Annotated in this window: 30 protein-coding genes; 19 read left to right on the top strand and 11 right to left on the bottom strand. The window is 24.7% G+C overall.

The window, feature by feature from the left end:
- Positions 1–38 precede the first annotated feature (38 nt).
- The 5 genes from AFAEC_RS02785 (at position 39) to AFAEC_RS02765 (ending at position 3,633) form a co-directional block, all read left to right on the top strand.
- Complete coding sequence (locus AFAEC_RS02785) at positions 39–482, top strand: hypothetical protein (protein ID WP_026806084.1); 444 nt, start codon at positions 39–41, stop codon at positions 480–482.
- Positions 483–574: 92 nt separating this feature from the next.
- Positions 575–1,804 carry a KAP family P-loop NTPase fold protein gene (locus AFAEC_RS02780; protein WP_026806085.1) on the top strand — a complete coding sequence of 410 codons (1,230 nt, stop codon included), beginning with the start codon at positions 575–577 and terminating at the stop codon, positions 1,802–1,804.
- A 10-nt stretch (positions 1,805–1,814) separates the two neighbouring features.
- Positions 1,815–2,354 (top strand): hypothetical protein, encoded by a 540-nt coding sequence (locus AFAEC_RS02775; RefSeq protein ID WP_026806086.1) that lies wholly within the window; start codon positions 1,815–1,817, stop codon positions 2,352–2,354.
- A 32-nt stretch (positions 2,355–2,386) separates the two neighbouring features.
- Positions 2,387–3,142: a DUF2971 domain-containing protein gene (locus AFAEC_RS02770; protein ID WP_026806087.1), complete on the top strand. Its 756-nt coding sequence runs from the start codon at positions 2,387–2,389 to the stop codon at positions 3,140–3,142.
- A 284-nt stretch (positions 3,143–3,426) separates the two neighbouring features.
- On the top strand, positions 3,427–3,633 hold the full coding sequence (locus AFAEC_RS02765) for a helix-turn-helix transcriptional regulator (RefSeq protein WP_034216477.1): 207 nt from the start codon (positions 3,427–3,429) through the stop codon (positions 3,631–3,633).
- Between the two features lie 426 nt (positions 3,634–4,059).
- On the opposite strand, the gene AFAEC_RS02760 is transcribed toward AFAEC_RS02765, so the two are convergent.
- From AFAEC_RS02760 to AFAEC_RS02745, 4 genes are all read right to left on the bottom strand, one after another.
- Positions 4,060–4,584: an Hcp family type VI secretion system effector gene (locus tag AFAEC_RS02760; RefSeq protein ID WP_026806088.1), complete on the bottom strand. Its 525-nt coding sequence runs from the start codon at positions 4,582–4,584 to the stop codon at positions 4,060–4,062.
- Positions 4,585–4,667: 83 nt separating this feature from the next.
- The gene (locus tag AFAEC_RS02755; RefSeq protein ID WP_026806089.1) at positions 4,668–5,204 is read right to left on the bottom strand and encodes a hypothetical protein; all 537 of its coding nucleotides are present in this window, start codon (positions 5,202–5,204) and stop codon (positions 4,668–4,670) included.
- A gap of 14 nt (positions 5,205–5,218) precedes the next feature.
- Entirely contained in the window at positions 5,219–5,998 is a 780-nt protein-coding gene (locus AFAEC_RS02750) for a M23 family metallopeptidase (protein WP_026806090.1), read from the bottom strand.
- Between the two features lie 147 nt (positions 5,999–6,145).
- Positions 6,146–6,607: a hypothetical protein gene (locus AFAEC_RS02745; RefSeq protein ID WP_026806091.1), complete on the bottom strand. Its 462-nt coding sequence runs from the start codon at positions 6,605–6,607 to the stop codon at positions 6,146–6,148.
- A gap of 171 nt (positions 6,608–6,778) precedes the next feature.
- Between AFAEC_RS02745 and AFAEC_RS02740 the strand changes: the two genes are divergently transcribed.
- Together AFAEC_RS02740 and AFAEC_RS02735 are read left to right on the top strand one after the other, a co-directional pair.
- Positions 6,779–7,213 (top strand): hypothetical protein, encoded by a 435-nt coding sequence (locus AFAEC_RS02740; protein ID WP_051487567.1) that lies wholly within the window; start codon positions 6,779–6,781, stop codon positions 7,211–7,213.
- Positions 7,210–8,400: a fibrobacter succinogenes major paralogous domain-containing protein gene (locus AFAEC_RS02735; protein ID WP_026806092.1), complete on the top strand. Its 1,191-nt coding sequence runs from the start codon at positions 7,210–7,212 to the stop codon at positions 8,398–8,400. Before AFAEC_RS02740 ends, AFAEC_RS02735 begins: the two co-directional genes overlap by 4 nt.
- 27 nt (positions 8,401–8,427) lie before the next feature.
- Here AFAEC_RS02735 and AFAEC_RS02730 read toward each other — a convergent pair whose 3' ends face one another.
- Complete coding sequence (locus tag AFAEC_RS02730; protein ID WP_034216480.1) at positions 8,428–9,063, bottom strand: hypothetical protein; 636 nt, start codon at positions 9,061–9,063, stop codon at positions 8,428–8,430.
- Positions 9,064–9,181: 118 nt separating this feature from the next.
- Here AFAEC_RS02730 and ccoG point away from each other — a divergent pair, with 118 nt between their 5' ends.
- Entirely contained in the window at positions 9,182–10,498 is a 1,317-nt protein-coding gene (gene ccoG, locus AFAEC_RS02725) for a cytochrome c oxidase accessory protein CcoG (RefSeq protein ID WP_026806094.1), read from the top strand.
- On the opposite strand, the gene AFAEC_RS02720 is transcribed toward ccoG, so the two are convergent.
- Both AFAEC_RS02720 and AFAEC_RS02715 read right to left on the bottom strand, forming a co-directional pair.
- A complete protein-coding gene (locus AFAEC_RS02720; RefSeq protein ID WP_026806095.1) occupies positions 10,495–11,814 on the bottom strand; it encodes a sensor histidine kinase in 1,320 nt (439 codons plus the stop codon). The genes ccoG and AFAEC_RS02720 overlap by 4 nt on opposite strands.
- Positions 11,804–12,481, bottom strand: coding sequence for a response regulator transcription factor (locus AFAEC_RS02715; protein WP_026806096.1), 678 nt, complete (start codon positions 12,479–12,481; stop codon positions 11,804–11,806). Before AFAEC_RS02715 ends, AFAEC_RS02720 begins: the two co-directional genes overlap by 11 nt.
- 42 nt (positions 12,482–12,523) lie before the next feature.
- On the opposite strand from AFAEC_RS02715, the gene AFAEC_RS02710 reads away from it, so the two are divergent.
- From AFAEC_RS02710 to AFAEC_RS02685, 6 genes are all read left to right on the top strand, one after another.
- Entirely contained in the window at positions 12,524–13,048 is a 525-nt protein-coding gene (locus tag AFAEC_RS02710; RefSeq protein WP_026806097.1) for a methylated-DNA--[protein]-cysteine S-methyltransferase, read from the top strand.
- On the top strand, positions 13,045–13,761 hold the full coding sequence (locus AFAEC_RS02705; RefSeq protein WP_026806098.1) for a carbon-nitrogen hydrolase family protein: 717 nt from the start codon (positions 13,045–13,047) through the stop codon (positions 13,759–13,761). The genes AFAEC_RS02710 and AFAEC_RS02705 overlap by 4 nt, the downstream gene beginning before the upstream one ends.
- 79 nt (positions 13,762–13,840) lie before the next feature.
- Positions 13,841–14,338: a transglycosylase SLT domain-containing protein gene (locus AFAEC_RS02700; protein WP_026806099.1), complete on the top strand. Its 498-nt coding sequence runs from the start codon at positions 13,841–13,843 to the stop codon at positions 14,336–14,338.
- A gap of 138 nt (positions 14,339–14,476) precedes the next feature.
- A complete protein-coding gene (locus tag AFAEC_RS02695; RefSeq protein ID WP_026806100.1) occupies positions 14,477–14,812 on the top strand; it encodes a DUF2325 domain-containing protein in 336 nt (111 codons plus the stop codon).
- Positions 14,812–15,567: a hypothetical protein gene (locus tag AFAEC_RS02690; RefSeq protein WP_026806101.1), complete on the top strand. Its 756-nt coding sequence runs from the start codon at positions 14,812–14,814 to the stop codon at positions 15,565–15,567. The genes AFAEC_RS02695 and AFAEC_RS02690 overlap by 1 nt, the downstream gene beginning before the upstream one ends.
- A 15-nt stretch (positions 15,568–15,582) precedes the next feature.
- Complete coding sequence (locus AFAEC_RS02685) at positions 15,583–16,080, top strand: flavodoxin (RefSeq protein ID WP_026806102.1); 498 nt, start codon at positions 15,583–15,585, stop codon at positions 16,078–16,080.
- 22 nt (positions 16,081–16,102) lie between these two features.
- On the opposite strand, the gene AFAEC_RS02680 is transcribed toward AFAEC_RS02685, so the two are convergent.
- Positions 16,103–16,546 (bottom strand): Fur family transcriptional regulator, encoded by a 444-nt coding sequence (locus AFAEC_RS02680; protein ID WP_026806103.1) that lies wholly within the window; start codon positions 16,544–16,546, stop codon positions 16,103–16,105.
- A gap of 147 nt (positions 16,547–16,693) precedes the next feature.
- Between AFAEC_RS02680 and AFAEC_RS02675 the strand changes: the two genes are divergently transcribed.
- Together AFAEC_RS02675 and feoB are read left to right on the top strand one after the other, a co-directional pair.
- On the top strand, positions 16,694–16,918 hold the full coding sequence (locus AFAEC_RS02675) for a FeoA family protein (RefSeq protein WP_026806104.1): 225 nt from the start codon (positions 16,694–16,696) through the stop codon (positions 16,916–16,918).
- Positions 16,911–18,821: a ferrous iron transport protein B gene (gene feoB, locus AFAEC_RS02670; protein WP_026806105.1), complete on the top strand. Its 1,911-nt coding sequence runs from the start codon at positions 16,911–16,913 to the stop codon at positions 18,819–18,821. The genes AFAEC_RS02675 and feoB overlap by 8 nt, the downstream gene beginning before the upstream one ends.
- A gap of 2 nt (positions 18,822–18,823) precedes the next feature.
- Here the strand turns inward: feoB and AFAEC_RS02665 are convergent, their stop codons facing one another.
- From AFAEC_RS02665 to trpA, 3 genes are all read right to left on the bottom strand, one after another.
- The gene (locus AFAEC_RS02665; protein ID WP_026806106.1) at positions 18,824–19,189 is read right to left on the bottom strand and encodes a hypothetical protein; all 366 of its coding nucleotides are present in this window, start codon (positions 19,187–19,189) and stop codon (positions 18,824–18,826) included.
- Between the two features lie 86 nt (positions 19,190–19,275).
- A complete protein-coding gene (locus AFAEC_RS02660; protein WP_026806107.1) occupies positions 19,276–20,013 on the bottom strand; it encodes an arginyltransferase in 738 nt (245 codons plus the stop codon).
- Positions 20,014–20,754 carry a tryptophan synthase subunit alpha gene (gene trpA / locus AFAEC_RS02655; protein ID WP_026806108.1) on the bottom strand — a complete coding sequence of 247 codons (741 nt, stop codon included), beginning with the start codon at positions 20,752–20,754 and terminating at the stop codon, positions 20,014–20,016.
- A gap of 103 nt (positions 20,755–20,857) precedes the next feature.
- Here trpA and panB point away from each other — a divergent pair, with 103 nt between their 5' ends.
- From panB to AFAEC_RS02640, 3 genes are read left to right on the top strand one after another with little or no spacing between them, the layout of a single operon-like run.
- Entirely contained in the window at positions 20,858–21,667 is an 810-nt protein-coding gene (gene panB, locus AFAEC_RS02650) for a 3-methyl-2-oxobutanoate hydroxymethyltransferase (RefSeq protein ID WP_026806109.1), read from the top strand.
- 3 nt (positions 21,668–21,670) lie between these two features.
- Positions 21,671–22,690: a Holliday junction branch migration DNA helicase RuvB gene (gene ruvB, locus AFAEC_RS02645; RefSeq protein ID WP_026806110.1), complete on the top strand. Its 1,020-nt coding sequence runs from the start codon at positions 21,671–21,673 to the stop codon at positions 22,688–22,690.
- On the top strand, positions 22,687–23,721 hold the full coding sequence (locus tag AFAEC_RS02640; RefSeq protein WP_026806111.1) for an AI-2E family transporter: 1,035 nt from the start codon (positions 22,687–22,689) through the stop codon (positions 23,719–23,721). The genes ruvB and AFAEC_RS02640 overlap by 4 nt, the downstream gene beginning before the upstream one ends.
- Positions 23,722–23,727 lie beyond the last annotated feature (6 nt).

Here is a 23,727-nt window from a genome sequence, read left to right as displayed (position 1 = left end):
AATAATCAAAACTATTAATAAAAGGTAAGATAAATATAATGGTTAACACAGAATATTTAGAAAAAAATTCAGCTAATATAGAAATATCAATCATCAGAATAAATCATGAAATAAAAGCTATAAAAAAGAATTTCCCAGAAAATTATAAAAACAATCAAGATTATATTAAATTTGAAAAAAAGTTAATGGAGAAACTGGAACTACTAAAAAAAGTTGATTATAAATCCTATTTGAAATATTATCTAGATATTGATGAAAATACTAGAAAAATATTTAATAATACTAATACATACAATAATCTAGGACTAAAAGAAAAAGAGTTAATAAAAAAACATAATTATGACTATAAAAAAGACCCTTTAAAACTTTTTACAGATTCACCAACTCCTTCGACAATCACTACGGAATGGCAAGTTTTACTAACTATAAAAAACTCAATGTCTCCAAAACAGTTCTATGATAACAGAGATTGGAATTCATAAAATCTATTTTAAATTTATAATTTTAATATAACTAGCAATTTATAATATTTCTATTTTGATATAATATAAATAAAAAATATAGGGGATTAATAATGAAAATAAAAAATTTCACATTTAAAAGTGATAATAAAGATTTTATAGATGAATTAGACAGAGAAAATATAGCAGAATTGTATGTAAAATTTATAAATACTTTAGATGGACACCATGTTATTGGACTAGATGCACCTTGGGGAAGTGGTAAATCAACACTTATAAATTATATGTGCGAAAATTTTGAAAAAAACCAAGATGCCTTTGTCAAGTATAATGCTTGGGAAAATGACTACACAAAAGAACCACTTATCTCACTTATGAGTGATATTTTTACAGAGTTTCAAGATAAAAAATATATTGGTATAGATAAAATGAAAAATCAAATATCAAAAATATCAAGTATAGGCAAAAAAGGAGCTACAGCGTTAATAAAAGGAGCTTCTAGAATATTATTAGGAGAAAGTGGCTCAAATGATGCTATAGCCGCTGTAAAAGAAACTGGTAAGATTTTTGTAGAAGATAATATTGATAACTTATTTAAAGATATAGATGAAAGCAAAAAATCAAGAATAGAATTTAAAGAAGAATTAATAAAATATACAAATCAAATTCTAAAAGAAAAAAATAAAGATAAACTAATCATCATCATAGACGAACTAGATAGATGTCGCCCTACTTTTGCTATAGAACTTCTTGAAAATATCAAACATCTTTTTGATATAGAAAATATAGTATTTTTTATAGCTGTTGATAGTAAGCAACTAGCAGAGTCTATAAAAGAAGTTTATGGAAATGGTTTTGATGCAGATACATATCTACATAGATTTTTTGATTTTGAGCTACATTTAAAAAGAGATTCTATAGGCTTTTATTTTTATAAAAATATAGAAAAACATCTTATGAATAATTTTATAGAGGTAGAGCAATTTGCAGAAGAATCTTCTATAATTTTTAACCTTACAATACGAGATATAAATAAAATTATAAATGAAGCATATATATTAAAGAAACTATTTAGTCAAGCAAATCAACATATAGGAGGTGGTACCATAAATTTTCAACCAAAAATATTTTTATTACTTTTGATACTAAAATATAAAAATCAAGATTTATATAAATATTTAAAAGAAGCTAAAAAAAATTTAAATAATCAAGATTTTATAAATAAATTTAGCGAAAAAACAGATATTATAAGATTTATGGGGACATATATAAATTTAGAAAAAGATTCTGAAAATATAATTTTAATATTAGAAGCTATTAGAAGAATAGAAGAAACTATATAAAAGGTAAACAATGAAAACAAAATTTGAAGCACTTGACTTAATCATATATGTATTATGGGCATTAATCATTATATTTATTCTTCTAAATTTATGTTTTGATTCTGAAAACTTCATCTTAGTTGGATTAGCTGGTCTTTTAGCTTCAGCTTCTGTTATGAAAAATATTGAAAATACAAATAAAATTGAAAAAGAAAAAATAAAAAGAGAATTATTCAAGCAAAGAGCAGAAATTATATTTACAATAGAAAATATGACAAATATTATTAACGAAGATTTACATATATCAACAATTGACAATATTTCTAAAATTATAAAAGAATCTACAGAAAAGATAATTTATGCAGAGTATATATTTGAAAAAAAAGATTTTAAATATATAAAACCTATTTTAGAAGCTTCAATTAAATATAAAAATCTAAAAGATTTAGAATTAATAGATAGAAGAAATCCAACTGAAATTTATGCTAATGAAATGGAATTAAAAAAAGAGATTGTAAATTCATCAAAAAATATTTCAGATAATCTAAAAGATTCTGTAAAATTAGTTTAATATATTTAAACATTAAAAAAGGAAAATCTAAAATGGACAATCCACCAGAATTTTTATATAAATATCGAAACTTTGAAGATAAATTTATGAAAGATATAATAATAAACTCTTATTTATATTTTTCTCAAGCAAAAAAATTTAATGACCCTTTTGATTTAAAATTAGATTTCAAAAAAAGCTATAGAAAGCAAGAAAGAGTATATTTTATAAAAAAATTATGCAAAGAAAAAAGACTCTCTTTTGGAAAATCTAGAAATTTAAAAGATATTGCAAAAAACAATAATAATTTCTTAAATCATTTAAATAAAGCAGTTAAAACAACTCTAGATAAAGTAGGTATACTATCATTATCAGCAAATCCTAAAAGCATTCTTATGTGGTCACATTATGCCAACAATCACACAGGATTAGCTTTTGAATTTAAATATAAAGAATCCAATTCATATTTAAAGTTAGCTTCTCAAGTAAAATATCAAGATAACTATGAACCTTTATCTTATATTAATATTGATAATTTAAAACCTAAAGAGATAAATGAAATGCTTATAGCAAAATATACAGATTGGCAATATGAGGAAGAATACAGAATAATTATGAATAAATATCATGGAACAAAACCATTCGATAAATCAGACTTAACTTCTATAATATTTGGATTAGAAGCTACAAATAAAAATATTAAAGAAATAAAAACACTATGTACTGAAAATGGATTTGGACATGTAAAGTTCAGAAAAATGGAAAGAGTATATGGAAAATTTGAACTAAAAATTGTGGATTTAAAATAATACATAGCAAGAGTGCCTAATTCTTGCTATACAAACGAGATACTACGACCGTTTAAATAGCCATTCTTTTATTTCTTCTTAAAAAAAATCAACTTATCTTACAAGAACAAGAAGATGAAAATCCATTTAAAGGTTTTTTACACTCCAAACTGGACTTCTAGAAAAAAAAGAATGAGTATACTTAAATACTACTAATAAAGACTTTTTCTAAATGAGTGCTAAAAAACAAAGCAGAAAATACACAAAACAATTAACTTATTAAAAACAATATCAAAGGAGGAATTATGAGTGCAGTTGATAAACCAAAATATTTAAGAGCAAAAGATTTATCAAATTATTTAGGAATAGGATTAAGCACATTGTGGAAATATGCAAAACAAGGAAAAATCACTCCTAAAAAAGTTGGTCCTAAAATTACAGTTTTTGAAGTTGCAGAAGCAGAAAAAAATCTTATTTTTGACAGAATTCAAGAACCAAACCGTAATCCCTAATGATAATTTTTATTTTATGTTACTTCTTATGTTACTTTTTATGTATAAAATAAATTTAATACTCTATTAAATAGGTATTTATATTAATATACTAGAAGTAGCACATCTCCACCAAGACTTTTTAAAATTTTCTAGAAACTTCAATTAAATCAAAATTCAATATTATAAGTCATTCTCTATACTATTCAAATGTATTTCTTAAATACCTTTTTCTAAGATTGAAAAATCTTTTATCTATAAAGAAATTAAATATACTTTAAAGTAAAAGTTTAACTTAAATAAGAATAATATTTATAACAAGAGATAAAATATTTAAATATATTGAGATGCATTATAATTCATAGGAAATTTAGTATAAAAAAAGAAAGTTATAAAAAATATTCTTTATAATTAATTCAAAGATGTTTCACATCCTTGAATTTTTACTTAAGCATTTAAACCTACTCCTATTCTCCAATCATCTTCTCCTGAAGTACTTGCTACTTCATGTCTCCAAGTAATTTTTCTATATGCTAAAGATATTTTTTCTAAAGGTGAAACTTGAGTTTTAGATGCATCGATTTCCATATCCATAAACATATCAATATTAACAATAACTGCATCTTCTAATACAATTGTAAAATAGTGTTCTGGTTTACCTGCATAACTAGTTCTATACCATTTTAATTCAACAGTAGGTAAAGTCTCTCCTTTTGTTAAAGCATTATATAAAAGAGGTGAAGATTTATCTATTAACTTTGTTACTACAAATGGTTCATGAACTCTTTGCCCAGATGGTTGTCCTGATTGTGGATCTCTTGGGATTTTAATATTATGATTAAAAGATTTTACTAAAGCTTCATTTTCATGTCCTCTTTGATAAGAATTACCTACAGATTCTGCAGTAAATGCTCCTTCAGTTATTAAACCTTGTGTACTTCCTTTTATAGAAATAAAAATTGGATTATTCATCCTTGCTCCTTTTAAATTAAATAATATAAAATTGTATTATATGATATATAAATTTATTATTAAAGAATAATAAAATATTTGATTTATAAATTTTCTTTTTTTATAAAACAATCTTTTTCTTCTGATCCATCTTTCAAAATAAATGTAAATCTATCTTTATACAATTTACCTTTTATTTCGACTGTATAGGGAATTTTATATATTTTATCTTCGTTTATACAATAATAAGGTGTATCTTTTTTTATAATGGGTTTTATATTCTCAAAATTCTCATTGATTACAATATCTTCTTTTCTTAATTCTAAAATTGAATCATCTTTTACAATATTTATTTCTTTTCTTATTTCTTTATCTATATTTACAGAGTTATCATTAGGTATCATAAGTATAAATACAAAAGATAAAAGACTTAAGAATAAATTAAAGCCAGTAATACCATATAATATTAAAATTTGTTTTTCATTATTTTTATTTAATAAAGTCTGCATACTTTTTTCAAGATTTGATAATTTAGTATTTAAATCTTCTAACTTATTACTATCACTTAAAAAATTTTGTCTATTTAATTGATGAATTTGTTCTAATAAATTTTGATATTTCTTTTCATCATTGTTGAACATATAGTTATCCTTTTTTATTTTAATGTAGATATTAAATTAGACCATTTTATATGGCTATTAGTATAAAAAATCGAATTAAAAGTTTTTTTATTCCAATATATAAAGTCGATTGGATTTATATGTTTATCCATAAATTTAACTTCATAATGTAAATGAGGTCCTGTTGATCTTCCTGTATTTCCAGAGTATCCTATTAAACTATTTTTTGAAACAAAATCACCTTCTCTTACTAAAATATCATCTAAATGTGCAAATAGTGTTGAAAAACCAAAAGCATTTTGAATTACTATATATTTACCATATCCATTGTTATCATTATTTACAGCTTTAATTACAATTCCACTAGCAGTTGAATATACATCATCTCCAATTTTCGACTTTAAGTCTATTCCTGTATGTAAAGTTTCTACTAGAGTAACAGGATGTATTCTATAACCATAATTTGATGTTACTTGAATATCCTTAATAGGAAAACCATTGGGAACAAAAGTGAATAAACTATCTACAATTTTATCTTCAGTAAGTAATTTTGATTTAATTTTATCTTGAGAATTTATTGTTAGACCTACATTCATAATTCTATGTAAATCATTTATTTGTTGTGTTAATCCCATTATTTCATCAATTCTATTATTTATTTGAATGGAATAGATATTTTCTTGGCTTTTTATATTTGATTTTAAATCAAATATTTGAAAATTTAAATAGAAAATATAAATAATTAAAATAGAAAAAACAGATAAAAGTATAGATAAAATTTTTCTTTCAGTTGAATTTAGTTCAAAAATAAACAAATATCTCTCTTTTTTTAAAATATAATAATTTATATTATTGCTTAAAAAATATTAATACTAATTTAAATAAAAAAGTAGCTATATCAAATTTAATATGCAAAGATTTTAAAGCAAAGAGGAATAAGCAATATTTTTATAAAGGCAATTTTACTTAAACTTATCACTAAGTTCTTTAAAATTTTTTAAAGTATTTAATATATTTTCTAAAAAAGGTTCAGGAGCATATACGAATAAATCATTTATTGACTTAATAATATCGTTATCATTTTTCTCAAATTTATTAATATCTTTTGAGTTTAATTTATTAATTAAAAAATTATATTCTTGCAAATTCATATCTTCTAAAATATATTTCAATATTTTCATTCGAGCCTTATCACTTTCATCAAATAATATTTGCTCAGGAATATCTAATACTTCAGCAATATAGGGTATTAATTCAACTCTTAAAGATACATCTCCACTTAAATAAGAGTATAAAGCATTAATTGTTGGTGTTTCTCCAGTATTTCTTAATTTGGGTTCTAACTCAATAATTTTTAAAGAAAAAGATTTTTTTGATAATTTCTTCTTTCTAAGAATTTCATTTATTTTCTCATAAACTTCCATAAGTAAATCCTTTTTTTAGAATTATACTAATTTGGATTTCATCAAAAACGAAATTACTAAAGCAAAATATATATATAACATATAATAATTTATTAATATCAATTATTTTATTCATAATATTTTTATTTAAAATAAAATATAATACCTTAAATAAAATATTTAAGGTTTCATTTGGAGATATCTATCAATTTTAATCAGATTTTTGAAAGAAGACTAATTTTCTATACTTTATATAAGATTTATTATATTCAGAATAAAAATTCTATGTTTAATGATATTTCTATAAGTTTAAGAGACTCTCTTATAAATAGAAAATATAAAATCATCCATGAGATTATTTATGAAAATGAAAAACCAATAATAAAAAAATTATTAAATTGTTCCTTTAAACAAAAAATAGTACACCATTTAACATATTTTTATTCTAGTAAAATTGATTTAAATAAAAAAGAAATTATCTCTATAATAAAAGGTGATTTAGCTTTTATCCATAAATCTTTTGAACTCTTAAAAAGAAATAGACCAATTAGCATAATTGAATATAAAATTATATATGAACTAATAGAATATATTTCTAACTTAATAAAAGAAGAAGTTGTAATATGAAAAAAACGATATATATTCTTTTAGCTATTCTTTTATTATGTGGTGTTTACAAATATCTTAAGTCGCAAGAGAAAATAAAAGATTATTTTTCAAATACATTTATAAAAGAGAAATTAACATTTTATATAGTTTCAATCAATGATAAATCATATAATATAAACATTGAAGGTAATATAGAAAATACAATAGATGTTAAAATACCTTATAAAATAGATAATTCAAAAAAAATAGATTTAGAAGCTTATGAACAAACTATATTACTAAATGAAGAGAATTCTAAAGAAAAAGAAAAAAATGCTAAACTAACTTTTTCTTATCCAAAACAAATAGGATTAAGAGGTGAAGGTTATATTAATGCAACACTAAAAATTTATGATAAAGAATCAAATATTCCTGATGATAGGTTTAAAACAAGACAATTAGAAATAGAAAAAGAGGACGAATATACTCTTGCTGAATTTCTTTATCCAAGAAATTTAAAATATAAGCAATATGGAATATTGGAAATAAAAATTATTTCTGGAATAAAAGATAGAATGTTTGACTCTAAAGAACATTCAAAAAGAAATCAAAAATATATTTATTATCCAATTATGAGTCCAATAACTGGTAAATATTGGCTAAATAATAATTTAGGTTCTTACTATTCAAATATTATTAATGATTATTGGAAAAAGAATCCATTTCAACAAGCAAAATCAATTACTGATAAAGATGCTTATGGAAATTTATTCCAGTGGGGAAGAAAAAGTGATGGACATGAAATAAGAGGTAAATTTGAATACAATGGCTTTACAAATTTAAAATCTGATAATCCAAAACATAAACTGCATATAGTTTCAAGTAACTATCCTTACGACTGGAGGGAAAAAGAAGACAATAGTTTATGGCAAGAGAATAAAGAGAACAATAATGTTTGCCCAATAGGATGGAGAGTTCCAACTAAAAAAGAGTTCCTTGATGAATTTATAAATAGTTCTGTAGAAAATAACCATCTAAAATTAACTTTAGCTGGTTATAGACTAAATATTGACAATTCTATATTTTCTGAAAATTTATATGGCAATTACTGGACAAGTGATATAGAAGATTCTTATGCAAATTTTTTATTAATAAATCATCAAAATATAAAAACTAGTCTTATTTATAAATCAGCTGCTTTCTCTGTTAGATGTATAAAAAATTAAATTTATTAAAATAAAGGGTCGAGAATTTTAAAATTCTCCTTCTCCCTCTTCATTTATAATAATCTCATCCATTTGCTTAACTGGAAAATTTGGTAATTTAAATTTATCATCTTTAATATCTACATTAAAATTTGCAATCTTAGCTTCTTGCATCTGCATTCCACTTGATGACTTACTAATTTGTCTTAAAGGAACTGCATTATATGTCCAAATTCTATCATCTCCTAGTTGCCAAATATCACATTTATAACCTAATATAGTCTCATTTCCAATCCAAGAAGCACCCATTTTCTGAAGATTTTCTTTATTTAAAATAAGCCTACTCGAACCATTCTCATCTGAAGCTATTTTTGAAGAATAGATGATTTCATCGTCAAAATCAACTGTAAACATACTTTCTTTTGAGATTTTCACGATTGTTCGCTCTTTCTCTTCTTCATCAAAAATCTTTTGAACCATAGTTGTATCACTAATTTCTAAATCTCCAAAATCTTTAAAATATAACTTACTACTTCCCTTTATATAATCTTTATTATTTTGGTTTTCGGCAACAATTGCATATTCAATAATTCCCGATTTAACTTCATAAGCCTTACTTGAAGCAAAAACATTTGCAACAGATAAAAGAACTCCAACTAATAATAATTTTCTACCTTTATACATAATTCCTTCCTTGAAGTTTTTTGGAATTATACAATATTAAAAATAATTAACAATATATTATATACCACCAAATGAACACTATTTTTCTCTAAGATAAAAAAAATAAAAAGGAGAATTTATGTCATATTCTAAAAAAAGATATTTTATATATCTATTCATCACGATTTTTACGATGCTTATTCCATTTATAACTATAAATGATAATCATCTTTTACTTTTATCCTTTGATAAGTTGCAATTTCATTTTTTAGGTGTTGCTTATAATGTAAATGAACTTTATGTTATGCCATTTTTATTGATGTTTTTATTTATTGGAATATTTGCAATAACTTCAATTTTAGGAAGAATTTGGTGTGGATGGGGCTGTCCACAAACTATTTTTAGAGTAATTTATAGAGATTTAATTGAAAGCACAATTTTAGATTTAAGAAGAGTAAAAAATAAACAAAAAGATATAGACTACACAAAAACAAAAAATAGAGTAAAAAAATATATATCCCTAATTTTATGGTTAATTATAACTTTAATTATATCTTCAAATTTTATGCTCTATTTTGTACCACCTGAAGATTTTTTTGTATATTTACAAGAACCTCTTGAACACAGTTTTATGATTATTTTTATAATAAGTGTTGCACTATTTTTATTTTATGATATTGTTTTTATGAAAGAGAACTTTTGTGTATATATTTGTCCATATTCAAGAATACAATCAGTTTTATATGATGATAATACAAAACAGATAACTTATGATTATAATCGTGGTGGTAAAATATATGAAAATGGTGAAAAAACTATTTTTTCAACTAAACAATGGAAAAGCAGTGAAGAGTGTACAACTTGTGACCTTTGTGTAAAAATTTGTCCAACACATATCGATATTAGAAAAGGTTTACAAGTTGAGTGTATAAACTGCCTTGAATGTAGTGATGCTTGTAGTACAGTTATGGGAAAACTTGGAAAAGAGAGTTTAATAAATTGGGGAAGTACAAATAGAGTTTTAAATAAAAAAAGAGTTTCACTTTTTACAAAAAAGAATATCACATATTTTGTTTCACTTTTTATCTGTATATTTTTGGCATTTTACTTCTCTCTTGAAAAAGAGCAGTTTTTAGTAAATATAAATAAGACAACAGAGCTTTACAAAATAACATCTGATAAAAAAATAGTAAATAACTATGTTTTAACAATACAAAATAGTCAAGATGAGACTTTAACTTTTAATATAAAACTTCAAGATGAACAAAATTTTAAAATAAAAAGAGCTCAAGATTCTACTATTGAAGCAGGGAAAAGAGCTAAATTCGTTTTAATTATAGAAAGTATAGATGAACTTAAAAATATTGAAGCAAAAAATATACCTATTTTTATAGAGATTTATACAAAAGAGAAAGATTTAAGAGTTATAAAAAAACTGATTTTTTCTAAACCTTAAATAGCTTTTTCTATAAAGATGGAGAACTTTACTCCATCTTTTATATTACAAACTTCCAATTTGCCACTAAAACTCTCTTCTATTATAAGCTTTGATAAATATAATCCCAAGCCTGTTCCTTCTTCTTTAGTTGAAAAATATGGCTCAAAAATCTTTTTTAAATTTTTAGCTTTTATTCCTCCTCCATTATCCAAAATTTCTATTATAACCTCAGCACTAGAAGATAAGATATTTATAGATATTTTTGGAAATTCTTTACTCTTTAAAACATCTATCGAGTTAGAAACTAAAGATAAAATAACTTGTGAAAGCTCATTTTTTACACCAAAAACCTTTATATTTTCGTAAGTTTCAAAATTTAATTCTAAAGCTATATTATGTTTTTGTAAAGCAGAACTTAAAATTGTAATAGCATTTGAAATAGCCTCTTTTACTAAAAAATCATCTTTTTCTTTCTCTTGTAGATAAAACTCTTTAAAATCATCCACTGTTTTTGATAAAAAATTCAACTGTTCATTTACTTGATTTACCTTTTTTTCAAAATAAACTTCATCTAATTTTTGATTTTCAAACCTTTTTTTTATATTTATCAAAATATATGAGATATTATTTAGTGGTTGCCTAAATTGATGTGTTATATTTGCTATCATTTCACCAGATTTTACAAACTTTGATTGTTGTAAAACCATCTTTTCAAACTCCATATTTTGTTTTTTCAAATCATTATATTTATATGCTATTGAGATTGTAAAAAGCATAGCTTCAAGTGCAAATACAACTAAAACTAAATCAAAATAACCTCTATTTATATAAAAATCTTTAAAATCAAAAATAAAAAGTAAAATACAAAAGATAGACCAACCAATAACATAAATCATTGTTGGTTTAAAACCTTGTTTTATATTAAAAACAGTTGAGATAAATAAAACTGCATAAATAATAGTATATGGGAAATATTCAAATAAAAGATAGTGATAAAAGGCAGTTAAAATTACAACATTCAACAAAAAAGTATTCAAAAATAGCTCTTTATAATTTGTAATCTTAGGTAAAAATTTTCCTTCATAGTAACTTATTGCAAAAAAGAGTGCAAATATCGAAGCCAAAACTAAAGATAACTCTTTAAAAAAGTTATTTGTAAAATATAGCTTACTATATAAAATAATATAAATCAAAGAGAAAATTTGCATAAAACAGTAACTAATATAAAAGGCCTCTTTTGAGTATAAATATCGTATAAAAGTATAAACTATTGTCATTATTAAAATACCAAAAGTTACTCCATAAAATAGGATTAAATTTATATCAAATTCCAATTTTATACCCAATATTTGTAAGATTTAATATCAAATCTTTTGCTATCTTCATTTTTATATTTTTAACCAAAGTTTTTAAAGCATCTTTTGTCATAACACTATCAAACCAAATATAACTCTCTATCTCTTCATAACTTACATATCTATTTTTATTTTTGATTAAAAGCTCTAAAAATAAAATCTCTTTTGCTCTTAACTTTATGATTTGATTATTTACGACTAAAGTTCTATTAAAAGTATCAAAATATGACTCTGCATCAAGTTTTACAATATTTGAAATATCCTCTTCTAAGGCATTTATACATAAAAACAAAGCTTGTTCAAAATCTTTTTCATTTACTGGTTTTACTAAATATTTTACAAGTTGTAGCTCAATTGCTTTTAGTAAATACTCTTGATGACAAAATGCAGTTATTACAATAACTTGTACTTTTTTATCTTTTTGTCTAACTCTTTTTACAAACTCTAAACCATCTATCTTTGGCATTTGTATATCTGTAACTATAATATCTGGTTTATATTTTTCATATATTTGTAAAGCACTTACAGCATTTGAAGCTTCGTAAATATGGGTAAAAAAGTTCTCTAAATACTCTATTGCATTTTCTCTAGCTATATCATCATCTTCAACATATAAAATTTTTATATTTTCATATTTTTTTAACATTTAAAATTATATCTTATATACGATTATGCTAAAATTTTTACTATGAAAGATAACACTATTTATACAACAATTATTCAAACTCCTATACTATCTATATTTACAGCTAGTTTTAAAAATGAACTTATACTTTTTATACCTTATGAAAAAGATTTTTGCAAAAAAAAACTAGAAAGTTTAAAAAAGATTTTAAAAGCTTCAAATATTATAGAAGATAGTACTAAATTTGATAGATTAAAATTAGAATTAGATGAGTATTTTAAGAAAAAAAGAGAGATTTTTACAATTCCACTCAAACTAATAGGAACTCCTTTTCAAATAAAGTGCTGGAAAGTTTTACAAAAAATTCCATATGGCAAAACTATTAGCTATAAAGAGGAAGCAAAAAATATAGGAAATGAAAAAGCTTACAGAGCTGTTGCAAATGCAAATGGAAAAAACAATTTTAGTATTATTATTCCTTGTCATAGAGTTATAGCAAATGATGGAAAACTTGGTGGTTATACTGGTGGAGTTTGGATAAAAGAGTTTTTACTAAATTTAGAAAAAAATAAAAAAGGAAAGAAATGAATCTAATTTCACTTCAAATAGAAACAAGTCCCAATTTTGAAAAAAATCTTGAAAATTTAAAAAATTTAATCATATCTTGTGAAAAAAACTCTTTAATCCTTGCTCCTGAACTTGCCCTTGTTGGTTTTGCGTATGATAGAATGCAAGAAGCCGCTACTTTTAGTCAAAAAGTAATAGCCGAAATTAAAGAGTTATCAGATGATAAAATCATAGCATTTACTACAATTATAGAAGAAGATGAAAAGTTTTATAATAGGCTTTTTATCTTTTCCAATAAAAATATTGTTCATACTCAAGATAAAATAAAACTCTTTCCTTTAGGAGATGAAGATAAATTTTTTGCCCCTTCAAAAGAGAAGAATATAAAAATAGTAGAGATAAATGGTATAAAAATTGCAACTTTAATCTGTTTTGAACTTAGATTTCCTACTATTTGGGAACAGATAAAAGGTGCTGATATTATATTAAATCCAGCTATGTGGGGAATAAAAAGAAAAGAGCACTATGAAAGTATAAGTAAAGCTTTAGCACTAATTAATCAAGCTTTTGTAGTTGCTTCAAATAGTGCAAATCCTAATATGGCAAAAGGAAGTGCTATAATAGCTCCTTTTGGAAATATAGTAAAAAATGATGAAAAAGAGATTATAAAAGCAAAATTTGATAAAGATGAAATAATAAAAGTGAGAAGATATATAGATATAGGATTAAGTTAAAAAATTTGATTTTACAATTATTTCACAATTTTAAAATACTATCCAACCTTATTCTAAAAATTCAATAAGGAGAAAAGCATTGAAATTTAGGTTATTTATACTAATTTTACTATTCATTTCTAATGTCTTTGCATCTGAAATAGATATTAAAAATTTAACACCTGAGCAACTAGAGACTCTCAAAGAGATAAAAAAAGAGGGAGATGTTCATGGTCTTGGTTACACTTTAATGGCAATAGCAATTAAAGAATCAAAACTTGGTGAATATATGATAAATCTTGATACAAAAGATTTTGGTTTATATCAAATAAATATAAAATCTGCACTAAATAGAAACAATATGAAAGATACAACTTGGAATAGAAATGTTTTAGCTTCAAAATTAGTTTCTGATTTTAGTTTTGCTACAAAAAATGCTATAGATGAACTTGCATATTGGCAAAAATTTCATAAAAATGACTGGTCAAAAATTTGGGGAAGTTATAATGCTGGATTTAAATTTAACAGCAAAGAAGCTAGAGCCTACTCAAAAGATATTGCATCAATTATTGAAAAACTAAGAAAAATTGATGTATAAATGACAGCTAGTTTTTACTAGTTGTCCTCTCAAAATATTAAAATTCAAAAATATTGATACTTATTATCAGATTTTAATTAGAATCTAAGGTTTACTTTTATATTATAATGATATCAATTATTATTATAGAGGTTAAAAATGAGTGTTTTAATTATTGGCGGTGACCAAATATCACAAATCGCATCAATGCTAACAGATTTAGGTGCAAAAACCATAAATCATTGGGATGCAAGAAAAAAATCTTCTGCTCCAAAGAAAAAAGTTCCACAAGATACTAATTGTATAGTTATGCTTACATCTTTTTTAAATCATAATACTATGCTTAAATATAAAAATGAAGCAAAAAAAAGAAATATTCCATTCATATGTGCAAAAAGATCAATATCTTGTGTCTATGATGAGTATGTAAAAATTATGGGAATAAAAGATTGTAGTCAATGTTATGCAAATTGTAGTAACAAGGAACTAAACTAATGTTAATAGAAAATGACTTTATAGGATTTTCAAATAATATAGAGTATTTACCAAAAGATTTCGATCAATTTAACTCAAAATATAGATTAAGACAACTATTTTTATATCTTAGTAATTATATTTTGAAATCTTACTGTAACTTCTCAAAATATGAGCAAAAAACATTATCAACAATACCTTTAAAAGAGGCTTTTTCATATAAAATAAAAAATATGTTACCAGTAAGTTTTATAAAAACTAAAAAAGAGACAAGTATGAAGTTTAATCTGTGTATTAACTCTACAAAGATAATAAATAACTATCTAAGTAGAGGTAAAAATAGTTATATCTCTTCAAATAGTTTAATTCCTGTCGCAAAATTGATATCTATTTGTTTTATACAAAATAGTTTTCAGTTGCTAATTGATAAAAATATACTATTTCATGAATTTGTTTTAGATAAAATAAAGAGACTTCATGGTAAAAAAAGAGTTATTGATTTAGGAGACTCTATTTGCATAAAAACAGATAACTCTATAAGAGTTAAAATTTATACATTTTGGAAACATATAGAAGCAAATAGTCCAAATATAAAAAATGAATTAGATAATGCAATAAAATCTATAAAAAAGGGTGAATTTTATCAAATATATTTAGCTTACCCTAAAAATGACCAATTTACAAAACATATACCAGTTTATGTAGATGAGTTAAAACATAGAGAGTACCAAATAAAAGCAATACCGTACTCTTTTAGATCAATTATAAAAAATTAAAAAAGGATAAATAAAATGGCAACAGCAATATTTTTTGGAAGCAATACTGGAAATTGTGAATATATAGCTAAAAAAATAGCTAAAAAATTAGGTGAAATAGATATTTATAATCTTGACAAAACAAAAATAAGTAAAATAAATGATTATGATAAGATTATTTTAGGTGCTTCAACTTGGGGAGATGGAGAGTTAAATGATGATTGGGAAAGTGCTTGGGATGATTTTCAAGAGCTTAATCTTTCAAATAAAACAATAGCACTTTTTGGATTAGGTGATCAAGAAAGTTATTGTGATGAATTCTCAAATGCAATAGGGATTATTTATGATCATTTAAAAACAACAGATGCAAAAATTGTTGGTTTTACATCAACAGAAGGTTACTATCATGACTACTCAAAAGCTCAAATAGATGATAAATTTGTTGGTTTAGTAATAGATGAAGATAATCAAAGTGATTTAACAGACAAAAGAATTGATGATTGGATAAATGATATAAAATCAGAAATTTTATAAAATAAGTAGTATAAAATACTACTTATTTTTGGCAAGATTCACAAATACCATATAATTGCATTGAGTGATCAGTTATTTTAAACTTATTTACTTTTGCAATTTTTTCTTGTCTTTTCTCAATTTCTTCATCTACAAACTCTACTATTTTTCCACAATCTGTACAAATTAAGTGATCATGGTGAGATTTAGTATTGCTTTCATATTTTTTACTATCAGTTCCAAAATTTATTGAAGCAATTAAATCAACTTCTTCTAAGAAATTTAATGCTCTGTAAACTGTAGCAATTCCAACATTTGATCCTGGATAATCTTTTTTTATCTGATTATAGATCTCTTCAGCTGTTAAATGTCCATTAGCATGAAGTAAAATACTAAGAACTATCTCTCTTTGTTCTGTATATTTAAGCCCTTTTTGCTTAACTATTTTCTTTAACTCTTCTATTATTTCATCGTAATTATCTATCATTAAATACACCTTTTAAAAAATAATCAGTTTAGTATATCTAAAGTTTGTAAAAAATTCAAATTTTAATTGGCTTTATTGACTTATCTTAAGAGAATTTAAACAAAGTTAATTTACAATAATCATTATTGATATTTAAAAGGTTGCATTATGAGTATAAATGATTTAATTACAGACAAACCAGCTAAAATTACAGATATTATCTGTGATGATGTACTAAGAAATAGGCTTTATTCTTTTGGAATTATAAAAGGTTCAACTATTTGTGTAACTGCTAAATCAATGGCAAAAAAAACTATTGAAATAAAAGTAAATCAATCAAAAATTGCGTTAAGAGATTCTGAAGCTTCAAAAATAAAGGTATCTCATGAATAATCAAACTATAAGGATTGCTCTTGTAGGACAACCAAATGTTGGTAAGTCTATGCTTATTAACTCTATTTCTAACTCTAAATTAAAAGTTGGAAACTTTTCAGGTGTTACAGTCGAAAAAAAAGAGGTAAAATTTACATATAAAAATTACAATATTGAAATTGTAGATTTACCAGGAACTTATTCACTTACAAACTACTCAATAGAAGAAAAAATTGTAAAAAACTTTTTAAATAAAGAGAAATATGACATTATTTTAAATGTTATTGATTCAACAAATCTACAAAGAAATCTTCTTCTTACAAGTGAACTATTAACTTTAAATAAGAAAATGATAATAGCCTTAAATATGGATGATGAAGCACAAAAAGAGAATATATTAATAGATGAAAAAAAACTTTCAACTTATCTTAATAAACCCTGTATTAAAACAAGTGCAGCAAAAAAAGATGGTATATCTAAACTTTTAGATGAGATTATAAATACTTATATAAATGTTCAAGAACCATATAAACAATTTTTCTCAAACTCTAAACCAAATAATGACGAAATTTTAACTCAAAGATTTAATTTTGTAAGTAAAATAGCAAAAGAGTGTATGAGTATAAAAAAGCAAACAAAAAAGACAACTACAGAAAAGATAGACTCTATTTTAATGAATAAGTTTCTTGGTCTTCCAATTTTTTTATTTTTAATGTGGGGACTATTTCAACTAACATTTACTTTAGGTGAAATTCCTATGGATTATATTGATAGTGGATTTGCAAGTTTAATAGATCTAGTAAAACAAACTCTAGGTGAAAACCAACTATCTTCACTATTAGGTGATGGAATAATAGCTGGAGTTGGTGCTGTTATTCTATTTCTACCAAATATTATAATACTATTTTTTGGAATAGCTCTACTAGAATCGACTGGTTATATGAGTAGAGTTGCTTTTTTGCTTGATGGTATTTTACACAAATTTGGACTTCATGGAAAATCATTTATCCCATTAGTTACAGGATTTGGTTGTTCAGTTCCAGCTTATATGGCTGCAAGAACTCTAAAAAATGATAGAGATAGATTATTAACACTATTTATTATTGGGTTTATGTCTTGTGGAGCCAGACTTCCTATATATGTACTTTTTGTTGGAGCATTTTTTGAGCAACAAAATGCTGGAAATATCCTATTTTTAATCTATATTAGTGGTGCTATTTTAGGGCTATTTGCTGCAAAAATATTAAGAGTTGTAATTTTCAAAGGTCAAGATGAACCTTTTGTTATGGAGATGCCAAAATATAGACTTCCATCAACAAAACTAATATATAATGCTGTTACACTTAAAGCTTTAATGTATCTAAAAAAAGCTGGAACTTTTATCCTTGCTGCTTCAGTATTAATCTGGTTTATGAGTAACTATCCAAAGTATCCTGATATTGAAGAGGAGTTTAACCAAAAAATTGAATTAGCTATAAATGATGAAGATAAAGCCAACTTAGAAAATGAATTAAGCTTATATAATCTTGAAAACTCTTATTTAGGGAAACTAGGGAAAGTTAGTGAACCATTTTTTGCTCCATTAGGATTTGATTGGAAAATGGCAGTTGCTTTAGAAACAGGACTTGCAGCAAAAGAAATTGTGGTTTCAACTCTTGCAATTTTATATGGATTGGGAGAAGACAATGATGAAAACTCTTCTACTTTAATAGAGAATATCAAAAATAATATTCCTAAAGAATCTGCAATTGCATTTATTGTTTTTGTGATGATTTATATCCCTTGTTTAGCGGCATCTATGGTATTTGTAAGAGAAGCTGGAGGGTGGAAATATTTAGCATATCTATTTATATTTACAACTACTAGTGCGTGGATTATGTCATTTATTGTTTATCATATTTCAAAAGTAGTTCTATCTTTATAGAACTACTTTATTTCAAAACTATTTGTATACTCTTTATCTTTATAAATTATTTTAAAATTCCAAATACCTTTTTCTCTTCCATCTAAATATCTAAAATCATAAGCTGAACTATCCCCTGCTGGTATTACAATATCTCTAGTTCTTGATATTTCATCATTTGGATTTACCCATTTTAAAGAGATAGTTTGATCCTCTTGGGGATCAATTATTACCTCAAATTTACATAAAATAGAGTTTTCATCTTCCAAAACTAAACATTCAACTTTTGGACTATAACTTATATAATCTTCCGTTATCTTCTGTTCAGCTTGATTATCAAGAGAAAAAAGGCTTGTTGCAATTAGCATTATAAACAGATATTTTAACATTTTTCTTCCTAATTATTTTTTTACAATTTTATTCAAAAATTATATTTTATTATATAAAAAATATAAAATATAAAAATAGATTTATATTAATGTTTATATTTTTCCCAAATAGGCTCTTCATTTAAAGATGCCCTATTCTTCAATATTTCAAAAGGTTTATACTCCTCTTTATATCCCATTGAATGATGTTTATCTATCCAATATCCCAAATAAATATAAGGAATATTTAACTCTTTTGCTATTTTTATTTGGGCTAATATAGAGTATTTTCCAATTGATAAATAATCATATTCATGGTCATAAAAACAGTATATAGCAGAGATAGATTCTGGTAAAATATCAACTAATGCAACTCCAATTAATCTATTATCCCGCATATACAAAAACTCTTTTGCAAATTTAACATTACCATCAACATAAGATTTAACATAATCATCAATATCAATTGGGTTATAAGGCCATAATTTTTTATCATGCATAAAACTATGATATTTATCATAAAGTTCTATATGCTCTTTAGTAACTGTTGGTGGTCTTATATATAATTTGGTATCTTTGTTTTTTGACAAAACTCTTTTTTGTGATTTTGAAAACTCAAAATTTTTCACATCAATTCTCATAGATATACATTTTGTACAATTTCTACACTCTGGAACAAAGTGTACCTTACCAAATCTTCTCCAACCTCGTTCAAGTTTTTTTTGGTAATCTTCAATATTACAATGATTTAAATACCGATATCTCATATCTGATATCTCATTCTTAAAATATGAACAAGTACGGTTTTCTTCAAAAAATTCTAAATCTTGATTTAAAATATGCATCTATTCGTTTATCTTATTTTTAATTTCTAAAGCTAAATTTGAAATTTTTTTAATTTTTTCACCATTACTTAAACTATCGTCTAATAGATATTTTACAAAGGCACTTCCTACAATCACTCCATCTACATCTTTTGCTTTATCTTTACAAGTTTTTTCATCTACTCCAAAACCAATATATAGTGGAGTTTTTGTAAACTCTCGTACATTTTTTATAATATCACTTAAATCTTCACTTCTTCCACTTCCTGTTATTCCAGCATAAGCAACCATATAAATAAATTTTTGTGAGTTTTCTACAATCATTTTTATTCGTTCTTTTGGTGTTGTTGGAGCTACAAAAGTTATATTTGTTTTACTATATTTTTTAAATAGTGGTTCATATTTTTGTGCCATTTCAAAAGGTAAATCAGGAATTATAGTTCCAGCTATATTAAATTCATCTGCCTTTTTCAAAAACTCTTCAACTCCATAGTGATAAAAAGGATTCATATACCCCATCCAAAGAGTATCAATATCTTTTCCTATTTTAGAAGATATTTCAAATAAATCTTTTAATTTAAAACCATTTTCTAATGCTTTTAAATTAGCTTTTTCTATAATTGGTCCATCTGCAACTGGATCAGAAAAGGGAATTCCTAACTCCAAAGTATCAACTCCACTCTCCTTTAAATTATATGCTAAATCAATCGTAAAATCGTTGTTTGGAAATGATGTTGTAATATATGCAACTAATTTTTTCAAAATAAAAATCCTATTTAAATTTTTTTCATTCTATCTAATTCTACTTTAAAATTTATATTTCGATATAATCTAAAATATTTTAATAATTTTTAGGATTTTAAAAATGAGTATAATTGTAAATAGTTTAGAAAAAATGAATATAACAAAAATAAAACAAGCAAAAAATCAATATAAACTTACAGTAATCACTGCTTATGATGCTCTTTTTGCAAAACTTTTTGAAAAAAGTGCAGATATGATACTAGTGGGTGATAGCCTAAATATGAGTTTTGCAGGTAAAAAAGACACCCTAAGTGCTACATTGGAGCAGATGATTTATCACACAAATGCAGTTTGTGCTGGTGCAAAAAATGCTTTTGTAATAACAGATATGCCCTTTGCTACTTATATAAATAAAGATGAAGCTCTAAAAAATTGTGCAAAAGTTTATCAAGAAACAAATGCAAGTGCTGTAAAAATAGAGGGTGGAGAAGATAGAGCTGACATAATAAAACACTTAACATCTAACTCTATTGCCGTTATGGGGCATATTGGACTTATGCCACAATATGTAAGAAGTGAGGGTGGATATAAAGTACGAGGAAAAACAAAAGATGATGAAGAACAACTAATTCGTGATGCTATTGCTGTTGAAAAAGCAGGAGCCTTTGCTATAGTTGTTGAAGGTGTTATGAGTGATGTTGCAAAAAAAATCACACAAGCAGTTAACATTCCAACTATAGGAATAGGAGCAGGAAAAGATACAGATGGGCAAGTTCTAGTTTGGTCTGATATGTTAGGATTTTTTGAAGAGTTTAAACCAAAATTTGTACGACACTATTTATCTGGAGCAACTTTAATAAAAAATGCAGTTGAACAATATAGAGTTGATGTTCAAACACAAAATTTTCCAAATAAAGAAGAAGAGTATTAAAATATGCAAAGATTAGTTGAAGTTGAGTCAGTATCTTTTGAAGAAGAGTCAAATGAACAAAGCCTTAGACCCTCTTCTTGGGAAGATTATATAGGACAAGAAAAAATCAAGAAAAATTTAAGAGTATTTATAGATGCTTCAATAAAAAGAAAAGAAGCACTTGACCATATACTCTTTTACGGACCTCCTGGTCTTGGGAAAACTACACTTTCATATCTAATCTCAAATGAGATGAACTCAAATATAAAAGTAACTGCTGGTCCTATGATAGAGAAAAGTGGAGATTTAGCTGCTATTTTAACAAACCTTGAAGAGGGAGATATCCTATTTATAGATGAAATACATCGTTTAAGCCCTGCAGTTGAAGAGATTTTATATCCTGCAATGGAAGATTATAGACTTGATATTATTATTGGTTCTGGTCCTGCAGCACAAACTGTCAAAATTGATTTACCACGATTTACACTAATAGGAGCAACAACAAGAGCTGGAATGCTATCAAACCCTTTACGAGAGAGATTTGGAATGCACTTTAGAATGCAGTTTTATACACATGAAGAGTTAGCAAAAATTATTCAAAAAGCTTCAGTAAAACTTGGAATTATTTGTGAAAATGATTCAGCATTAGAGATGTCAACAAGGAGTCGTGGAACACCAAGGGTTGCATTAAGACTTCTTAGAAGAGTTCGAGATTTTTCACAAGTAAAAGGAGAAAAAACAATACTTCTAAATACTTGTAAATACGCTTTAGATGAGCTAGGAATAAATGAAAATGGTTTTGATGAGATGGATATAAATCTTCTTGAACTTCTTATTTCAAATAAAGGTAGACCTATGGGGCTTTCAACTATGGCAGCAGCTTTAAGTGAAGATGAAGGAACTATTGAAGATGCTATTGAACCCTATCTATTAGCAAATGGCTATATAGAAAGAACAGCTAGAGGAAGAGTTGCTAGTATTAAAACTTATGATATGTTTAGATTAACTCCACCAACAAATAAAGATCAAGGAACCCTCTTTTGAAACCAGCATATTTTTTAATCTCTATTGCTTTAGTTTTATTATTTTTTTTAGTTGAACTTTTTAATCCTTTTTTAAAAGCAATAATTGTCTCTATTCTACTTACAATTTCAACTAATACCTTAACCTTAAAAATTGAAAGAAACATTAAAAATAGAGTTTTTGCAACAACAATAATGACATTAGGAATGACTGCGCTATTTTTTATTCCCATATTATATTGTATCTTCTCTTTTGCTACTTTTTTTAATCAAGTAGATCAAGCCCTACTTATTACAAATTTAAATGAGATAAAAAATACAGCTCATTTAATGATTATGGAATTCCCATTTTTAAATGATTTTTTTAAAAATATTGTTTCTCAAATAGATATTGGAAAAAGTGTTCAACAAATTGTATCTATTAGTACTTTTTTAGGTAAAAACTCTGCAAAATTTATGATTGATATGATTCTTATTTTACTATTTTTCTTCTTTTTTACTCTATATTCAACACAAATAGCAAAGTTCTTAAAAGATCTTTTACCTATAAAAAATGAAGATTCTACAATACTTTTTAATGAATCTTCAAGTGTAATGAGTGTTGTTTTCTACTCAATTTTAGTAACTGCAATTTTTGAAGGTTTTTTATTTGGAGTTTTTTTAAAGTTTTTTGATTATGATGGACTTTTATTTGGAGTTTTATATGGCTTTGCTTCTTTAATTCCTGTAATTGGTGGAGTTATTATGTGGCTACCTATTTCTATTTATGAATTAACAACTGGCTCTTTTTCAAATGCTTTAATTATAGCAATTTATTCTATTGTAGTAATTTCTATAATTGCAGATACTTTTATAAAACCATTAATAATAAATTATATAAATAAAAAAGTTATAAAGAATCCAACAAAAATCAACTCTTTACTTATCTTTTTTGCGATAGTTGCTGGTCTTTCAACATTTGGATTTTGGGGAATGATTATTGGACCTGCTCTTTTAAGTCTATTTATCTCAATTATGTACTTACTTAAAAAATATTCAGACGATTTAAAGTAAAAATAT

This window comes from Aliarcobacter faecis, assembly GCF_013201705.1.
GTDB lineage: Bacteria > Campylobacterota > Campylobacteria > Campylobacterales > Arcobacteraceae > Aliarcobacter > Aliarcobacter faecis.
The sequence above is the reverse complement of the archived record's forward strand: the minus strand, read 5'-3'. Positions and strand labels throughout refer to the sequence as shown.

What these genes read in the sequence shown, in the direction of transcription:
- AFAEC_RS02665 (WP_026806106.1), bottom strand. Translation starts at nt 19,189, where the DNA reads ATGTTAAAATATCTGTTTATAATGCTAATTGCAACAAGCCTTTTTTCT.
- ccoG (WP_026806094.1), top strand. Translation starts at nt 9,182, where the DNA reads ATGTCATATTCTAAAAAAAGATATTTTATATATCTATTCATCACGATT.
- AFAEC_RS02680 (WP_026806103.1), bottom strand. Translation starts at nt 16,546, where the DNA reads ATGATAGATAATTACGATGAAATAATAGAAGAGTTAAAGAAAATAGTT.
- feoB (WP_026806105.1), top strand. Translation starts at nt 16,911, where the DNA reads ATGAATAATCAAACTATAAGGATTGCTCTTGTAGGACAACCAAATGTT.
- AFAEC_RS02755 (WP_026806089.1), bottom strand. Translation starts at nt 5,204, where the DNA reads ATGTTCAACAATGATGAAAAGAAATATCAAAATTTATTAGAACAAATT.
- AFAEC_RS02685 (WP_026806102.1), top strand. Translation starts at nt 15,583, where the DNA reads ATGGCAACAGCAATATTTTTTGGAAGCAATACTGGAAATTGTGAATAT.
- AFAEC_RS02730 (WP_034216480.1), bottom strand. Translation starts at nt 9,063, where the DNA reads ATGTATAAAGGTAGAAAATTATTATTAGTTGGAGTTCTTTTATCTGTT.
- ruvB (WP_026806110.1), top strand. Translation starts at nt 21,671, where the DNA reads ATGCAAAGATTAGTTGAAGTTGAGTCAGTATCTTTTGAAGAAGAGTCA.
- AFAEC_RS02760 (WP_026806088.1), bottom strand. Translation starts at nt 4,584, where the DNA reads ATGAATAATCCAATTTTTATTTCTATAAAAGGAAGTACACAAGGTTTA.
- AFAEC_RS02745 (WP_026806091.1), bottom strand. Translation starts at nt 6,607, where the DNA reads ATGGAAGTTTATGAGAAAATAAATGAAATTCTTAGAAAGAAGAAATTA.
- AFAEC_RS02785 (WP_026806084.1), top strand. Translation starts at nt 39, where the DNA reads ATGGTTAACACAGAATATTTAGAAAAAAATTCAGCTAATATAGAAATA.
- AFAEC_RS02710 (WP_026806097.1), top strand. Translation starts at nt 12,524, where the DNA reads ATGAAAGATAACACTATTTATACAACAATTATTCAAACTCCTATACTA.
- AFAEC_RS02735 (WP_026806092.1), top strand. Translation starts at nt 7,210, where the DNA reads ATGAAAAAAACGATATATATTCTTTTAGCTATTCTTTTATTATGTGGT.
- AFAEC_RS02765 (WP_034216477.1), top strand. Translation starts at nt 3,427, where the DNA reads ATGAGTGCAGTTGATAAACCAAAATATTTAAGAGCAAAAGATTTATCA.
- AFAEC_RS02690 (WP_026806101.1), top strand. Translation starts at nt 14,812, where the DNA reads ATGTTAATAGAAAATGACTTTATAGGATTTTCAAATAATATAGAGTAT.
- AFAEC_RS02770 (WP_026806087.1), top strand. Translation starts at nt 2,387, where the DNA reads ATGGACAATCCACCAGAATTTTTATATAAATATCGAAACTTTGAAGAT.
- AFAEC_RS02715 (WP_026806096.1), bottom strand. Translation starts at nt 12,481, where the DNA reads ATGTTAAAAAAATATGAAAATATAAAAATTTTATATGTTGAAGATGAT.
- AFAEC_RS02675 (WP_026806104.1), top strand. Translation starts at nt 16,694, where the DNA reads ATGAGTATAAATGATTTAATTACAGACAAACCAGCTAAAATTACAGAT.
- AFAEC_RS02660 (WP_026806107.1), bottom strand. Translation starts at nt 20,013, where the DNA reads ATGCATATTTTAAATCAAGATTTAGAATTTTTTGAAGAAAACCGTACT.
- AFAEC_RS02705 (WP_026806098.1), top strand. Translation starts at nt 13,045, where the DNA reads ATGAATCTAATTTCACTTCAAATAGAAACAAGTCCCAATTTTGAAAAA.
- AFAEC_RS02695 (WP_026806100.1), top strand. Translation starts at nt 14,477, where the DNA reads ATGAGTGTTTTAATTATTGGCGGTGACCAAATATCACAAATCGCATCA.
- AFAEC_RS02775 (WP_026806086.1), top strand. Translation starts at nt 1,815, where the DNA reads ATGAAAACAAAATTTGAAGCACTTGACTTAATCATATATGTATTATGG.
- AFAEC_RS02780 (WP_026806085.1), top strand. Translation starts at nt 575, where the DNA reads ATGAAAATAAAAAATTTCACATTTAAAAGTGATAATAAAGATTTTATA.
- panB (WP_026806109.1), top strand. Translation starts at nt 20,858, where the DNA reads ATGAGTATAATTGTAAATAGTTTAGAAAAAATGAATATAACAAAAATA.